We start from the raw sequence: 14,962 nt of genomic DNA on the forward strand, positions 1-14,962 counted from the left end.
ATCGTTTGCAACAGTTCGATCACATGTTCTATTCATCGAACACCTGATCGATTATGGTTCGAACACAAGAGCGAACGATCACTCTTCACCGGCGACGACGGAAGGCCCTGACATGACCATCATCACCCGCGAATACCCCACCGAACTGGTCGCCCGCCCGGTGCGGCCGCGCCCCGACGCACGGCGCGGCCCGCAGCGTCGCCGGCCGGCCGGCGAGCCGCTGCGCTACCGCGGCACGGGAGTGCTGATGTCGCGGGCGTCGCACCGGCGCAAGCCCATCACCCCGGCCACCACGGTGCTGCTGGCCCTCGTCGCCGCGGGCATCACGGTGTGGCTCGGCCTGGTCGCGCAGTTCGGCGGCGCCACCGAGGAACCGGCCGCGGTGCCGGGCCAGCTGGCGGTCGTTCAGGTGCAGATGGGGGAGTCGCTGCAGCAGCTCGCGCAGCGCGTGGCCCCCGATGCGCCGGTCGGTGCGATGGTCGCCGAGATCCGCGAACTCAACGAACTCGACTCTCCGGCGCTCGCCGCCGGGCAGACGCTGATCGCGCCGGTCGGCTGACCGCGCCATGCGCCACGGGATCCGCTGCCGAACGACGGTAGGCTCGTATCCGTCCGGAACGCCCGGGCCGGTAGGGGAAGGAGCGGAGATGCACTGTCCGTTCTGCCGCCACCCCGATTCCCGGGTGGTGGACTCCCGCGAGGCCGACGAGGGCCAGGCGATCCGCCGCCGGCGGTCGTGCCCCGAGTGCGGCAAGCGCTTCACCACCGTCGAGACCGCCGTGCTGGCCGTGGTCAAGCGCAGCGGCGTGACCGAGCCGTTCAGTCGGGAGAAGGTCATCAAGGGTGTCCGACGGGCTTGTCAGGGCCGCGACGTCGACGACGATGCCCTGAACCTGCTCGCGCAGAAGGTGGAGGACGCCGTGCGGGGCACGGGATCACCCGAGGTGCCCAGCAACGAGGTCGGTCTCGCGATCCTCGGACCGCTGCGCGACCTCGACGAGGTGGCCTACCTGCGGTTCGCGTCGGTGTACCGGTCCTTCTCATCGGCCGAGGACTTCGAGCGCGAGATCGAGGCGCTGCGCGCGCATCGCGAAGTGTCCTCGCAGAGCTGACGTCTCGACCGCGCTAGTCGATCCGGCGGTGTCCGTCGTCGGCCACGCGCCCGGCGACCTTGACCCACCCCTGCGGATCCCACCAGGTGCGGATCTGCGAACCCTTGCCCTGGGTGATCGCGAGGTCACGGCTCAGATGGTCGGTGATCCGAACGGCGGCCGCACCGGTCGCCTCGTCTTCCCGCACACCGAGGTGGCTCGCGAACATGCGTGACCGGATGGCGCCCGCCTCGTGGTCCTCCCACGCCCACAGATAATGGGCGACGTCGGCGTCGTAGTCGTCGGGGTCCGCGGCGAGCACCTCGTCCACGGATGCCATGTCGTGGATCGCGAATTCCGGTGCCCACGCCGGCCGGGCGGTGATCACCGTGAACGCGCCGTCGGGCAGATCCTCGTAGGCGACCTGGACGATGCCCGCGGGCACCCGCAGCGTGTGCACGGGTGTGCCCTGCTGCCTCAACCACCAGGCGGCGCCGACTGTCGGGTGGCCGGCGAAGGGCATCTCGACTGCGGGGGTGAAGATGTGCGCCGACGCGGCCGCCGAACCCGCCGCGGGCAGGTCGACGAAGATCGTCTCGCTGTAGCCGAGGTCGGTCGCGAGTGCCTGACGGTCCGACGGCGCCACCGCGGCGGCGTCGACCACGCCCAGCGGATTGCCGAGAGCGCCGGAGGCGTCGGTGAAGACCCGCAGCACGGTCACGTCGATGGCCATGCCGAGATTTTACGTCGCCGGGTGGCCCGCGGGACGGCGGTTCAGGTGGCGCTGCGCTCGTCGGCGCCGATCGCGTCGAGCACCGCCACGCGCGTGTCGATGGGGCCGCTGATCGTGTTCTCGCCCGTGCCGTCCCGCAGCAGACTGCGCAGCAGATCCTGGTCGTAGACGGCGGGCGTGGTGGTGTCGATGAACTTCTCGAGGAGTTCGACGAACCGGTCGGGGTCGTCGTGGAAGGGGAAGTGGCCGGAGCCGTCGAAGATCTCGAGCTGACTGCCCGGCATCGCCGCGTGCGCCATCCGGCCGTGGCCGACGGGGATCACCGAGTCGTGCGATCCCCAGACCAGTTGCACGGGAACCGATTCGGTCAGATAACACCGGTCGAGCATGGTCACCACCTGGCCGCGCCAGTCGACGACGGCGCGCAGGGTGCGGGCGAAGGCGGACGAGGCGGTGGGCTCGGGCAGGTCGGCGAGGATCCGCAGCATGTTCGGGATGTCACGACCCACCGCGGTCTTGCCGAGCAGCAGTCCACCGATCCGGCCGGCGACCTGAACCGCGGGCAACACCATCGGCAGTCGCAGCAGCGCCAGCGCCTCGGTGCCCATCGGCAGCGAGGCGATCCGCAGCGCCACGTTGACGTCCTTGGTGACCCCGCCGGCACCGACCAGGATCAGCCGGTCCACCAGTTGCGGGAACTGGTAGGCGAACTGCATGGCGACCCCGCCGCCGAGCGAGTGGCCCACGACGGTGACCCGTTCGACGTCGAGCACGCTCAGCAGGTCCCGCATGCCGTTGGCATAGGCCGCCACCGAGTAGTCGGCGCGCGGCTTGTCGGACTTGCCGTGGCCCAGCAGATCGGGCGCGATGACGGTGAACCGCTGGGCCAGCTTGGCCTGCACGGTGCTCCACGTCGTCGAGTTGTCACCGATGCCGTGGATCAGCAGGATCGCCGGCCCGGAGCCCGCGATGCGGAACGCCCGCCGGTAGCCGTGGATCGTGCGGTATTGCAGCGTGGGCGTGACCTCGCGCACCGTTCGCAGGTTGGGCTTGCGGTCCGTCATGGCCACTCCTCGCCGACTTCATCATCGGGCCCCGGGGGTCAGGGCGCTGCGGTGCCGTCGTCCCCGTCGGAGGGTTCTTCACCGACCTGCTCGGCGAGGAACTTCTCGAACTCGGCGCCGATCTCGTCGCCGCTCGGAAGGTCCTCGTCGCGTGCCAGCAAAGACCGGTTTTCCTGTGCGGCGACGAACGCATCGTACTGTCGCTCCAGCGCCGTCACCACCTGAGCGACTTCTTCGCTCGATTCGACCTGCTCGCCGATCTTGGTGCGCACCTCCGCACCGGCCTCGCTGAGCGCGGCGAGCGGCAGCTGTAGGGCCGCTGCGCGCGACACCTCCGCCAGCAACGCCTCCGCGGCCGGCGGGTAGTCGGTCTGCGCCAGGTAGTGCGGCACGTGCACGGTGAAGCCCATCGCTTCGTGGCCGTGCTGCGACATCCGGTACTCGAGCAGGTTGGACACACTGCCGGGCACCTGCACCTCGCCGACCCACGGCTCGTGGTCGGTGATCAGCGACTTGTCCGACGCGTGCGCCGTCATCGACACCGGCCGGGTGTGCGGCACCGCCATCGGGATCGTGCCGAGCCCGATGACCCGGCGCACGCCGAGGCGCTCGGACAGCAGCCGCACCGCGGTGATGAACCGCTCCCACTTGAGGTCGGGCTCCAGCCCCGCGAGCAGCAGGAACGGCGTGCCGACGCTGTCGTGCAGGGCGTAGAGGTTCAGCTCGGGGGTGTCGTAGTGCGTGAAGTGGTCGGTCTTGAACGTCATCAGCGGCCGCCGTGACCGGTAGTCGAGCAGCTCGTCGATCGCGAACGACGCGACGAGTTCGGTGTCGAGCGAGTTCTTGAGGTGGTCGGCGGCCAGCTTGATGGCGTGCCCGGCATCGGAGAAACCCTCCAGGGCGTGGATCATCACCGGCCCGCGACCGTCCGCTGCGGACAGTTGTGGAGCGGGGAACTCCAACTCGTACATCCCGGTCTGCTCGGGCTGATACTGCTGTTCTGGTTTGTCGTCCGTCATGTCTGCCTCCTCACCACGGTTTCCCACGGCTGCGCCGTTCGAACCGGTGACCTCAAGTGTCCCGTACGCCGGGACCGCTGCCGCGTCTGCCCCGGTCAATCCATCGAACGCAATGGGGCGGGTGAGCATTCCGCCGTCGTGCCGGGTCGTGGGTCGTCGGGCAAGATCGATCAGATGTGGACTCGGTGGGTGGCGCTCGCGGCGGTGGCGTTGCTGGCCGCGTCGTGCGGTGGACGTCCCGAGCAGGGCCGCCCTACGGGCGACGCATCCGGCGCGACGTCGACGTCGACGTCGAGCGCGGCCATGCCGACCGACGAGGCCGGGGCATCACCCGTCGCCGCCGACCGGCGGGTGGGGGCGGTGTTCCTGGGCAGCGAGACGCTGCACACGTGTTCGGGTTCGGTGCTCGATTCGGCGGGCGGTGACCTGATCCTCACCGCCGCGCACTGCATGGCCGACGGCGTCGACGCCTACTTCGTGCCGGGCTACTCGGGCGACCTGCTGCCCGATGACCCGTGGCACGTCGACGCCGTGTACCTCGACCCGCGCTGGCTCGACGATCAGGACCCGCTGGCCGACTTCGCGATCGCCCGGGTCAGCCGCGACGGGGACGGCACGCTCGAGCAGGCGGCGGGCGGCGGTCTTGCGCTCGGTGCGGCGCCGGGGCCCGGCACCGAGGTGGCGATCACCGGATACGAACTGGGCGTCGGTGGCGGCCCCATCGGGTGCCGCACGGCGACGACGTCGGCCGATCAGGGCTTTCCGTCGCTGCCGTGCGCGGGCATGGCCGACGGCACCAGCGGATCGCCCTGGGTGGCCGGGAACGCGGTGCTGGGGCTGACCGGCGGCCTCGACGGGGGCGGCTGCGAGGACGACGTCTCGTTCTCCCCGCCGTTCGACGGGGCGGTCGCCGCGCTGCTGCGGCGCGCGGACCAGGGCGGGCCGGGCGATGCGCCGCCGAGCGCGTTCGGGGACGACTGCTAGAGCCGGAACTGGCTCAGTGCACGCAGCTTGTTCATCACGTCCAGGGCCGCCACCTTGTACGCCTCGGAGAACGTCGGATAGTTGAAGACGGCGTCGACGAGGTACTCGACCGTGCCGCCGCAACCCATGACCGCCTGGCCGATGTGCACCATCTCGGTGGCGTTGGTGCCGAAGATGTGCACGCCCAGCAGTCGCAGGTCGTCGGTCGCGACCAGCAGCTTGAGCATGCCGTAGGAGTCGCCGGCGATCTGCCCGCGGGCCAGTTCGCGGTAGCGCGAGACCCCGACCTCGTAGGGCACCGAGTCCTTGGTCAGCTCGACCTCGGTGGCGCCGACGTAGGACACCTCGGGGATGGAGTAGATGCCGATGGGCTGGAGTTCGGTCATGTGCTTGCAGGGTTCGCCGAACGCGTGGTAAGCGGCAAGACGGCCCTGGTCCATCGACGTCGCGGCCAGCGCGGGGAACCCGATCACGTCGCCCACGGCGTAGATGTGGTCGACCTTGGTCCGGTAGTCGTCGTCGACGAAGATGCGGCCGCGGGCGTCGGCCTCCAGACCCGCGGCGGGGAGGTCGAGGTGCTCGGTCTGGCCCTGCCGTCCCGCCGAGTACATGACGGTCTCCGCGGGGATCTGCTTGCCGCTGGCCAGGGTGGTGACGGTGCCCGAGGCGCCGACGTCGACGGCGGTGACCTCCTCGCCGAAGCGGAACGTCACGGCGTAGTCCCGCAGGTGGAACTTCAGCGCCTCGATGATCTCCGGATCGCAGAACTCGAGCATGTTGGCGCGCTTCTCGACGACGGTGACCTTGGTGCCCAGCGCGGCGAACATGGACGCGTACTCGATGCCGATCACGCCCGCGCCGACCACGACCATCGAACCGGGGATCGACTTGAGGTCGAGGATGCCGTCGGAGTCCAGGACCCGCGAATCGTCGAACTCGACGCCTGCGGGCCGCAGCGGCTTGGTGCCGGTGGCGATCACGACGTGCCGACCGGACACGGTGATCTTCTCCGACCCGCCCGGCTCCTCGATCACCAGTGAATGCGCGTCGACGAAGCGGGCGTGCCCGACGTACAACTCGACGCGGTTGCGCATCAGCTGCGACCGGACGACGTCGATCTCCTTGCCGATGACGTGTTGCGTGCGCGCGAGGAGGTCGGCGGGGGTGATCTTCTCCTTGACGCGGTAACTCGCGCCGTACAGTTCGCGCTGGCTCATGCCGGTGAGGTAGACGACGGCCTCGCGCAACGTCTTCGAGGGGATGGTGCCGGTGTTGACGCACACGCCGCCGAGCATGCGGCCGCGTTCGATCACCGCGACCGTCTTGCCCAGCTTGGCGGCGGCGATGGCGGCCTTCTGGCCGCCCGGGCCGGAACCGATGACGACGAGGTCGTAGTCCTGCGTGGAACCCATGGGTGTAGTCCTACGCCCGCTGGGGTGAATCCGCATGGCGACGACGTCACCAGCGGGTGAACATCCCATCCATCCACAGACGCGCGTTCATCCACGAGGGTGCCGGAGACCCCAGGTGACGAGGGCCCGGGCGTCGGCGGCGGCTGACAACTTCGGCTCATGACCTCCTCACCGAATCCCGACTTCCACCTCGACCGCCCCGGCGCCCTGATCGCCGCAGTGCCCGCCGTCCTCGGCTTCATCCCCGAGGACTCGCTCGTCCTCGTCACCCTCGACCGGGGCGATCTCGACGCCGTCATGCGCGTCGACCTGTCCGACGCCCTGATCGACGGCGTCGACGAGATCGCGACGGTCGCCGCGCGGAACCGCGCCGACGCGGCGATCGCGGTGATCGTCGACGACGACGGCGCCGCGTGCCGGATGTGCGGGGACGAGCACGCGCTGCTCTCCGACGCCCTCACCGAGGCACTCGACCGGCACGGCATCACGCTGTGGGCCGTGCACGTCGTGGACCGCATCGCGGCCGGTGGCAGGTGGCACTGTGCCGACGGGTGCGGCAGCAGCGGCCTGGTCGAGGATCCGTCGGCGACGCCGATGGCGGCCGCGGCGGTGCTCGACGGCCGCCGGCTGTATCAGCGCCGGTCCGACCTGCAGGAGGTCATCGCGATCGTCGACCCCGAGCGCACCGCGGCGCTGCGGGAGGCGATCGCCGCAGCGGCGGCCACCCGTGACGAGACCGGATCCGACGCCGATCGCGACGCCCGGACGAGGGCCGACGCGGAGTACGCGATCGGGGCGGCGAGGACCGTCGGACGGTGGACCGCGGAGGGGCCGCCGGATGCGCACCTGGCACGTCTGGCCTGCGTGCTGACCGATCCCCGGGTGCGCGACATGCTGTACGCCCTGGCGGTGGGAAGCCATGCCGCGCTTGCCGAGTCGCTGTGGGCGATGCTCGCGCGGGCGCTTCCGGAGCCGTGGCGGGCCGACGCGCTCGCGCTGCTCGCGTTCTCCGCCTACGCCAGGGGGGACGGGCCGCTCGCGGGCATCGCGCTGGAGGCCGCCCTGCACGGCGATCCGAACCACAACATGGCGGGCATGCTGGACGAGGCGCTGCACAAGGCGATGCGTCCCGATCAGATCCGCGAGCTGGGGCTCAGCGGCTTCCGCGTCGCCGCGCGCCTGGGCGTCGACCTGCCGCCCCGCGAAACCTGGGGCAGCAGAGCGGGTTAGCGGGTTAGACCTTTTCGACCTTGACGGCGTGTGCCATGTGGTGGGGGAGTTCGACCTGTTCGTGGCCGGGGATGACGATCAGCACGCTGCCGTGCTCGCTGACCTGGACGGTCACGCGCGCGTTGGGCACCACGCCCGCGTCCTTGAGCCGGCTGATCAGGTCGGCGTCACCCTGGACGTGTTCGGTCAGCTGTCGGACCCGCACCGCGATCGGGAAGCCGTTCGGCAGCTCGGTGAGTCGAACCAGGTTGACGTCCTCGGGATTCGACATCGTGACCCCGAGGTCGGACAGGCCGGGAATCGGGTTGCCGAAGGGCGACGTCGTGGGGTTGTCCAGCACGCGCACCAGGCGCCGCTCGACGTCCTCGCTCATGACGTGCTCCCAGCGACAGGCCTCGGCGTGCACCTCCTCCCAAGGGAGGCCGATGACGTCGACCAGCAGCCGCTCGGCGAGTCGGTGCTTGCGCATGACCGACACGGCGAGGGCGCGGCCCTTGTCGGTGAGTTCGAGGTGACGGTCACCGGCGACGTGCAGCAGCCCGTCGCGCTCCATCCGCGACACCGTCTGGCTCACGGTGGGACCGCTCTGTTCGAGGCGTTCCGCGATCCGGGCGCGCAGCGGCACCACGCCCTCTTCCTCGAGGTCGTAGATGGTCCGTAGGTACATCTCGGTGGTGTCGATCAGATCGTTCATGGTGCCGCCCTCCGTCGATCGCCCAGTCTACCGGTGCAGGCGGCTGAACTGGGCTCCATCGCCCGTCGCGTCACAGTGTGATGCCCGCCGCGGGTGGCGGCGGGCATCACGGGGTCTGGCGGTCTGGGGTCAGCTGGCGTACGAACGCAGCCGCTCGGCGCGATCGCCGTGGCGCAGCTTGGCCATGACCTCGCGCTCGATCTGGCGGACGCGCTCACGGGACAGCCCGAAGAGCTTGCCGATCTGGTCGAGCGTGCGGGGCTGACCGTCGTCCAGGCCGAAGCGGAGCCGGATCACCTGCTGCTCGCGCTCGTCGAGCGTGGCGAGCACGTGCCGGATGTCGGTGTGCAGCAGCTCCGAGATGACGGCGTTCTCGGCCGACATGGCGTTCTCGTCCTCGATGAAGTCGCCGAGCGGCGCCTCCTCGTCGCTGCCGACCGGCATGTCCAGGCTCACCGGGTCGCGGCTGTGCTCGAGGAGATCGGCGATCTTCTCGGCGGGGATGCCCGATTCCTCGGCCAGCTCCTCGTCGGTGGCCTCGCGGCCGAGGTTCTGGTGCATCTCGCGCTTGATGCGGGCGAGCTTGTTCACCTGCTCGACGAGGTGGACGGGCAGCCGGATGGTGCGGCTCTGGTCGGCCATGCCGCGCGTGATGGCCTGACGGATCCACCACGTGGCGTAGGTGGAGAACTTGAATCCCTTGGCGTAGTCGAACTTCTCCATCGCGCGGATGAGTCCGAGGTTGCCCTCCTGGATCAGGTCGAGCAGCGGCATGCCGCGACCGGTGTAGCGCTTGGCCAGTGACACCACCAGGCGGAGGTTCGCCTCGAGCAGGTGGCGGCGGGCCGCCTCGCCGTCGCGGACGATCGCCGCGAGGTCGCGCTTGCGGGCGTCGCCGAGCCGCTTCTTGGTGGCCAGCAGGTGCCGTGCGTACAGGCCGGCCTCGATGCGCTTGGCCAACTCGACTTCGTCGGCGGCATTCAGGAGGGCGGTCTTGCCGATGCCGTTCAGGTACACGCGGACGAGGTCGGCGGCTGGGCTCTGGCTGTCCAGGTCGGAATCAATGCGGCTTGCGGTGGCAACCATTCAATGGCCTCCTGCTCGGCTGGAACTGTCATGAACTACAACGTCGTGGTAGTCCAAAGAGTTCCCAAAGCCTGCCGGTCTAACCCCTTCTGACCTGCAGTTTTTCGCCGATGACCTGAGAATGTCCTGAGAAGGCGGGAACTTCTCGGTCAGTGCGGAACATCGTGCGGGGTTTCGGTCGGCTCCGGCTCGGGGCGTTCCGACAGCGGCGGTCGATAGCCCTGCAGGGCAGGCCGCTCGGCGGTGGGGAAGAGGGGGATCTTGCGTCGCGACTCGTACCGCCGCGGCTCGTCGGCCGTGCGCGGCGGACGGTCGTTGGCAATCAGCACGGCGATCCACGGCAGCGGAGCCGACGCGATGAGGATCGCCAGCGAGATCAGCCCGTTGTGCCAGACGCTATAGGCCCAGACCGCGAGGATGAGTGCGGGGATCCGGAAGGACATGATCCGGAGGTACTTGCGCACCCGCTCACGGTGCTGCTCTTCGTAGGGAATTGCTGCGCGTGTGATGAGAACCGGGCGACCATCGTCGTCGAAACTCAGCTCCTGGCCGTGTTTCATATACTCCACTGTTCCACACCCTGGACATATCAAACTGCCCAGTTCATTACCGAAGTATGGCCGGGCACAATGGACCCATGCAGACCGAGACTCTCGAACGGACCGACACCGACGAACAGGTCGACGACGGCACCGATGACGACGCCCCCAAGGTGTTCCACTACGTCAAGAAGAACAAGATTGCCGAGAGCGCCGTCATGGGGACCCACGTCGTGGCCCTGTGCGGCGAGGTGTTCCCGGTGACGAAGTCCGCCAAGCCCGGCTCCCCGGTGTGCGCGGACTGCAAGCGGATCTACGAGTCGCTCAAGACCTAACGGCGGGCTCGTCGGGGGCCGGCGCGGCGGCCTCGGCCCCGTCTTTCTTCGGAGTGGCGGCGCCGCTGCGCGTCTCGGCCTTGTCCTCGAGCCATCCGCGCAACCGGCGTGCGTGGGTGGTGGGTGCCGGCCACTCCTCCTCGATGGCGGCGTTGAGTTCGGCGCCCATCATCACGGCGAAGCCCAGGAAGAACGCGAACAGCAGGAACGCGATCGGGGTGGCCAGCGCGCCGTACGTGTATCCCGTCGCCGTGATCCAGGTGAGGTAGATCCGCAGGCCCAGGGTCGCGACCAGGAACACCACGGCCCCCAGCACCGAGCCGTAGACGAGCCGGTGCGATGGCAGCGGACGGGGCAGCGCCACCCGGTAGAGGATGGTGAAGATGATCACCAGCGCCAGCAGGAGCACGGGGAAGTACCCGTAGCGCAGCACGTTGTCCCAACTCTGGGGGATGTACTCCGCGACCTTGAGCGGACCGAGTGCCAGGAACGGCGCCGAGACGATGATCCCGACCAGCATCACGATGTAGAGGCCGAGCGCGTAGAAACGTTGGCGCACCGGATGTCTCAGGTCGGTCTGATCGTGTGCCTCCACCACCGAGTCGACGAAGGCCGAGATGGCGGACGACCCGGCCCACAGCGAGATGACGAAGCCCACCGACACCACCTCGCCGCGGGCACCCGCGACGATGTCGTTGATGGTGGGCTCGATGATCTCGGTGACCACGTTGCTCGAGAACAGATTGCCGGCCGTCGAGATCAACTGGTTCTCGATGGTCAGCAGCGTGTTGGGCCCGAACAGTGGCGCCACATAGGCGAGGCTGCCGAGCATCCCGAGCAGCAGCGGCGGCAGGGACAGCGCGCACCAGAAGGCGGCCTGCGCCGACTCCGAGAAGATGGAGTCGTCCCAGCTCTTCGACAGGGTGCGCTTGAAGACGCGCCAGACGTGGTGTTTGGACGGCTTCACGCGAGGGGGCTGGTCACTCATGACCAGACCAGCATCCATGAAGTCGCGCCGTCATGCCGATTCGGCACCCGGCGCGTCCCTCAGGAGTCGAGCGGGCTCATCTCGATGACGGCCGCCAACTCGACCAGCTTCGCCTCGTGCTCGTTGGCGTGATGCTGGCAGAAAAGCAGTTCTGCACCCGATGGCAACTTCGCCCTGACGCGAGCGGCAGCACCGCAACGGTCGCAGCGATCAGCCCGGGTCAGTTCAGGACTGGTCAGAGTTGCGTTCATGGCTCCTCCTCCAAAACTCGCGTAGGTCTACTGTGTCAGACGTTTTCGGTTCCGGTGTTGTTCCCTGGGGGTTCACCGGTGTGTCGTGTCTCACCTAGTACCCCGGTTGCGGGCACCGCACACTGGGCTGATGGTCACACCCGGCGCGTTGCTGGTTCACCTCTGCTCCGTCGACGAATGGGACGTCGCACGCGCCGCCGGCGAGCGGAGGCCGCCGTCGCTCGCGGAGGTCGGCTTCGTCCACCTGTCCGCCCCCGCACAGGTGCACCTGCCCGCCAACCGCCTCTATGCGGGCCGCACGGACATGCTGCTGCTGTGGTGCGACCCCTCCCGGCTGGGAGCGCCGATCGAGTGGGAACCGGGCGTACCGGGCGATCCCGAGTCGATGCGCTTCCCGCACCTCTACGGTCCACTGCCGGCCGCGGCCGTGACCGACGTCACGCCCTACCTGCCGGGCGACGACGGCCGCTTCGGCGAGATCGGTCAATCCGACACGTAGGCGTCGACCTCGATCTCCACCAGCAGGTCCGGAGCGATGAGTGCCGACACCTCCACCATCGTGGCCACCGGACGCACGTCGCCGAACACCTCGGCGTGGACGGCGGCCACCTCGGGCCACCGGCCGATGTCGGTGACGAACATGCGGGTGCGCACCACGTCGGCCAGCGACGCGCCGCAGTCCGACAGCGCGGTCTCGATGCGCTCGAGCGCGGCGCGGGTCTGAGCGGCCACGCCGTCCCCGGGTGCCGTCGTACCGGCGACCGCGACGAGCGGTCCGACGCGTACCGCCCGCGAGTACCCGACCTGGTCCTCGAACGGGGACCCCGACGAGACGTTCATCCGCTGTCCTGGCATGGCGGCGACGCTATCGGGGGAGCCGGTCACTCGCGGCGAGGGTGACAGGAACGCGTCCGGGTGTAACGGTCGTTGCCTAGACTGGCGGCATGGGAATCCTGTCCGGCTTCGCGCCGTGGATCGTCTACTGGGTGCTGGTCGGCAACGTGCCCTTCCTGGCGGCGGTGCTGGTGGCGCTCGCGGTGGCCGTCGTGTCGCTGCTGCTGAGCCGGGCGCGGCGACCACCCGGCGGGTCGCTCGAATTCGGCGCGGTCGCAACGTTTCTCGTGCTCGTGATCGTGACGGTCACGACGAGTCAGACGTTCATGGAGCGCTGGATCCAGCCGCTGAGCAGTGCGGGCATCCTCCTCGTCGCCCTCGTCGGGGTGCTCGTGGGACGGCCCTTCGTGCGGGAGATCGCCGAGGTCGACCAGCCCAAGGAGGTGGTCAAGAGCGAACTGTTCGCCGAGGTCACCACGCGGGTCACGTGGATCTGGGTCGCGGCGTTCGCGGGCATGACGGTGTCGTCGGCCATCCCGCCGATCGTGCAGGGCGACGCCACCATCCTGGACACCAGGACGCCGTTGTCGTTCGTCTGCTATTGGCTGATCCCGTTCGCACTGCTGGGCGCCGCGGTGCTCGGCGGTCGGCTGCTCGTCGACCGGATGGTGGCCGAGGCGACGAGTCCCCACGTGGTGCGGCGCAGCACGTTCGTGGCGTTCAAGGAACTCGGCATCGACGAACTCCTCTACCTCGCCAAGGAGAAGGCCGACCGCGAGGTGGGCGCGGGCATGGAGGCCTACGCCGTGCAGGTGGGCGGCAAGGGCACCCCGCTCACCGGCGACGAGTCGCGAGAGTCGTGGCCGGTGTCGTACAAGGTGCGCGAGCGCGCCTAGCGCTTAGTCCAGGTAGTCGCGCAGCACCTGGGAACGGCTGGGGTGGCGCAGCTTCGACATGGTCTTGCTCTCGATCTGACGGATGCGCTCGCGCGTCACCCCGTAGACCTGGCCGATCTCGTCGAGCGTGCGCGGCTGACCGTCGGTGAGGCCGAAGCGCAGCCGGACCACGCCGGCCTCGCGCTCGGACAGCGTCTCCAGCACTGACTGCAGCTGATCCTGCAGCAGCGTGAAGCTCACCGCGTCCACCGCGACGACGGCTTCGCTGTCCTCGATGAAGTCGCCGAGCTGGCTGTCGCCCTCGTCGCCGATGGTCTGATCCAGCGAGATGGGCTCACGCGCGTACTGCTGGATCTCCAGCACCTTCTCCGGCGTGATGTCCATTTCCTTGGCCAGCTCTTCGGGCGTGGGCTCGCGGCCCAGGTCCTGGAGCAGCTCGCGCTGGATGCGGCCAAGCTTGTTGATGACCTCGACCATGTGCACGGGGATGCGGATGGTGCGGGCCTGGTCGGCCATCGCGCGGGTGATCGCCTGACGGATCCACCAGGTGGCGTACGTCGAGAACTTGTAGCCCTTGGTGTAGTCGAACTTCTCGACCGCGCGGATCAGGCCGAGGTTGCCCTCCTGGATCAGGTCCAGGAACGCCATGCCGCGGCCGGTGTAGCGCTTGGCCAGCGAGACGACGAGGCGCAGGTTGGCCTCGAGCAGGTGGTTCTTGGCGCGGTCGCCGTCACGCTGGATCCACTGGTAGTCGCGACGGACCTGGGTGGTGAGCTTCTCGCCCTTCTCGGCGAACTCCGCGAACTTCTGCGTGGCGTACAGGCCGGCCTCGATGCGCTTGGCGAGTTCGACCTCCTCCTCGGCGTTGAGCAGCGCGACCTTGCCGATCTGCTTGAGGTAGGCGCGGACGGAGTCGGCCGAGGCCGTGAGCTCGGCGTCCTTGCGAGCCTGCCGCAGCGCCTCGGATTCCTCTTCGTCCCAGACGAAGTCGCCCGACGCCTTGTCCTTCTCGGACGGCTCGGAGATGTCCTCGTCGCCGTCCTCGGTCTCGGCCTTGCCCGCCTCGGTGACCTTGGCGGCGGGGGCCTTTTCGCCGGTGGCCGCGCCCTCGACGACGACCTCGTCCTCGTCGATCTCCTCGAGTTCGATGTCGGCCTCGTCGATGTCCTCGGGCGCGATGTCCTCGGCGCCCGCGGTGTCGTCGGCGGCGTCGACGTCGTCGCCCTCACCCTTCTTGCCGCGGGTGGCGGGGCCGGCCTTCTTGGCGGCGGCCTTCTTCGCGGGTCCCTTGGCTGCGGTCTTGGTCGCGCGCTTCACGGGCGCGGCGCCGTTCGCGGTCTTCGTAGCGGCCTTCTTCGCGGGGGCCTTCGCAGGTGCCTTGGCGGCCACCGGCTTCACCAGCTCCTCTGTTGCCGGACTTGCCTTCGTCGCTGCCACGGGCACCCCTTCGGTCGTGCGGAATCGGGGGCGTGGGCGTGCGCCACCGAAAAGTATGTCGGCTGTCAGATGGTGGCGTCGATATCAATTCGGATACTCGCCGCTATCCGTCGTGCGGCCGCCGGTGTCCATTGTAACGACAGAGCGGCCACCCGCCCGCCTCGAGCGACATTTATCCGATCGTGGCGTCGCGTCGAACGGCAGCGGCGTGGGCGGTTCAGGCGACCGTCGGCGCGGATCGTGCCCTCCATCGTGCCCATTGTGCCCCCTGACGTACCGCGGGGTGGCCGGATTGCCGATCGAGACACTTCATAGCCATGATTGCACCGTCGAGGCGAGTGCGATCGACTCATGACGTGCGACCTGCGA

18 protein-coding genes are annotated in these 14,962 nt (G+C 69.0%); 7 read left to right on the forward strand and 11 right to left on the reverse strand.

The features are described 5' to 3' along the window. The first annotated feature begins 112 nt into the window (after window positions 1-112). Both AC1MEY_RS06540 and nrdR read left to right on the forward strand, forming a co-directional pair. Window positions 113-559: a LysM peptidoglycan-binding domain-containing protein gene (locus AC1MEY_RS06540; RefSeq protein ID WP_480229882.1), complete on the forward strand. Its 447-nt coding sequence runs from the start codon at window positions 113-115 to the stop codon at window positions 557-559. Window positions 560-647: 88 nt separating this feature from the next. Continuing rightward, window positions 648-1,112, forward strand: a complete 465-nt coding sequence (nrdR, locus tag AC1MEY_RS06545) for a transcriptional regulator NrdR (protein ID WP_480229883.1) — start codon at window positions 648-650, stop codon at window positions 1,110-1,112. Between the two features lie 13 nt (window positions 1,113-1,125). Here nrdR and AC1MEY_RS06550 read toward each other — a convergent pair whose 3' ends face one another. From AC1MEY_RS06550 to AC1MEY_RS06560, 3 genes are read right to left on the reverse strand one after another with little or no spacing between them, the layout of a single operon-like run. After that, complete coding sequence (locus AC1MEY_RS06550; protein ID WP_480229884.1) at window positions 1,126-1,824, reverse strand: PhzF family phenazine biosynthesis protein; 699 nt, start codon at window positions 1,822-1,824, stop codon at window positions 1,126-1,128. Between the two features lie 41 nt (window positions 1,825-1,865). Then, a complete protein-coding gene (locus AC1MEY_RS06555) occupies window positions 1,866-2,888 on the reverse strand; it encodes an alpha/beta fold hydrolase (RefSeq protein ID WP_480229885.1) in 1,023 nt (340 codons plus the stop codon). Window positions 2,889-2,926: 38 nt separating this feature from the next. Then, window positions 2,927-3,907 (reverse strand): proteasome assembly chaperone family protein, encoded by a 981-nt coding sequence (locus tag AC1MEY_RS06560; protein ID WP_480229886.1) that lies wholly within the window; start codon window positions 3,905-3,907, stop codon window positions 2,927-2,929. A 174-nt stretch (window positions 3,908-4,081) separates the two neighbouring features. Here AC1MEY_RS06560 and AC1MEY_RS06565 point away from each other — a divergent pair, with 174 nt between their 5' ends. Further along, window positions 4,082-4,891, forward strand: coding sequence for a trypsin-like serine peptidase (locus tag AC1MEY_RS06565; RefSeq protein WP_480229887.1), 810 nt, complete (start codon window positions 4,082-4,084; stop codon window positions 4,889-4,891). Here AC1MEY_RS06565 and sthA read toward each other — a convergent pair. Continuing rightward, window positions 4,888-6,303 (reverse strand): Si-specific NAD(P)(+) transhydrogenase, encoded by a 1,416-nt coding sequence (gene sthA / locus AC1MEY_RS06570; RefSeq protein WP_480229888.1) that lies wholly within the window; start codon window positions 6,301-6,303, stop codon window positions 4,888-4,890. The genes AC1MEY_RS06565 and sthA overlap by 4 nt on opposite strands. A gap of 159 nt (window positions 6,304-6,462) precedes the next feature. Between sthA and AC1MEY_RS06575 the strand changes: the two genes are divergently transcribed. After that, entirely contained in the window at window positions 6,463-7,533 is a 1,071-nt protein-coding gene (locus AC1MEY_RS06575; protein WP_480229889.1) for a DUF4192 domain-containing protein, read from the forward strand. Between the two features lie 4 nt (window positions 7,534-7,537). On the opposite strand, the gene AC1MEY_RS06580 is transcribed toward AC1MEY_RS06575, so the two are convergent. The 3 genes from AC1MEY_RS06580 to AC1MEY_RS06590 form a co-directional block, all read right to left on the reverse strand. Then, on the reverse strand, window positions 7,538-8,227 hold the full coding sequence (locus AC1MEY_RS06580) for an iron-dependent transcriptional repressor DtxR (protein WP_480229890.1): 690 nt from the start codon (window positions 8,225-8,227) through the stop codon (window positions 7,538-7,540). A 129-nt stretch (window positions 8,228-8,356) separates the two neighbouring features. Further along, window positions 8,357-9,313, reverse strand: coding sequence for a sigma-70 family RNA polymerase sigma factor (locus tag AC1MEY_RS06585; RefSeq protein ID WP_480229891.1), 957 nt, complete (start codon window positions 9,311-9,313; stop codon window positions 8,357-8,359). Window positions 9,314-9,462: 149 nt separating this feature from the next. Continuing rightward, window positions 9,463-9,873, reverse strand: coding sequence for a DUF3099 domain-containing protein (locus AC1MEY_RS06590; RefSeq protein ID WP_480229892.1), 411 nt, complete (start codon window positions 9,871-9,873; stop codon window positions 9,463-9,465). A 77-nt stretch (window positions 9,874-9,950) separates the two neighbouring features. On the opposite strand from AC1MEY_RS06590, the gene AC1MEY_RS06595 reads away from it, so the two are divergent. After that, the gene (locus AC1MEY_RS06595; protein WP_480229893.1) at window positions 9,951-10,187 is read left to right on the forward strand and encodes a DUF3039 domain-containing protein; all 237 of its coding nucleotides are present in this window, start codon (window positions 9,951-9,953) and stop codon (window positions 10,185-10,187) included. Here the strand turns inward: AC1MEY_RS06595 and AC1MEY_RS06600 are convergent. Both AC1MEY_RS06600 and AC1MEY_RS06605 read right to left on the reverse strand, forming a co-directional pair. Then, the gene (locus AC1MEY_RS06600; protein ID WP_480229894.1) at window positions 10,177-11,175 is read right to left on the reverse strand and encodes a YihY/virulence factor BrkB family protein; all 999 of its coding nucleotides are present in this window, start codon (window positions 11,173-11,175) and stop codon (window positions 10,177-10,179) included. The genes AC1MEY_RS06595 and AC1MEY_RS06600 overlap by 11 nt on opposite strands. A gap of 59 nt (window positions 11,176-11,234) precedes the next feature. Then, window positions 11,235-11,426, reverse strand: coding sequence for a DUF7455 domain-containing protein (locus tag AC1MEY_RS06605; protein ID WP_480229895.1), 192 nt, complete (start codon window positions 11,424-11,426; stop codon window positions 11,235-11,237). A 130-nt stretch (window positions 11,427-11,556) separates the two neighbouring features. On the opposite strand from AC1MEY_RS06605, the gene AC1MEY_RS06610 reads away from it, so the two are divergent. Continuing rightward, window positions 11,557-11,925 (forward strand): DUF952 domain-containing protein, encoded by a 369-nt coding sequence (locus AC1MEY_RS06610; RefSeq protein WP_480229896.1) that lies wholly within the window; start codon window positions 11,557-11,559, stop codon window positions 11,923-11,925. On the opposite strand, the gene AC1MEY_RS06615 is transcribed toward AC1MEY_RS06610, so the two are convergent. Continuing rightward, entirely contained in the window at window positions 11,910-12,281 is a 372-nt protein-coding gene (locus AC1MEY_RS06615; protein ID WP_480229897.1) for a RidA family protein, read from the reverse strand. The genes AC1MEY_RS06610 and AC1MEY_RS06615 overlap by 16 nt on opposite strands. 89 nt (window positions 12,282-12,370) lie before the next feature. Between AC1MEY_RS06615 and AC1MEY_RS06620 the strand changes: the two genes are divergently transcribed. Further along, window positions 12,371-13,156 (forward strand): hypothetical protein, encoded by a 786-nt coding sequence (locus AC1MEY_RS06620; protein ID WP_480229898.1) that lies wholly within the window; start codon window positions 12,371-12,373, stop codon window positions 13,154-13,156. 3 nt (window positions 13,157-13,159) lie between these two features. Here the strand turns inward: AC1MEY_RS06620 and AC1MEY_RS06625 are convergent, their stop codons facing one another. Beyond that, a complete protein-coding gene (locus AC1MEY_RS06625; RefSeq protein ID WP_480229899.1) occupies window positions 13,160-14,593 on the reverse strand; it encodes an RNA polymerase sigma factor in 1,434 nt (477 codons plus the stop codon). Between the last annotated feature and the right edge of the window lie 369 nt (window positions 14,594-14,962).

This window comes from Mycobacterium sp. PTI7 (genome assembly GCF_056679845.1).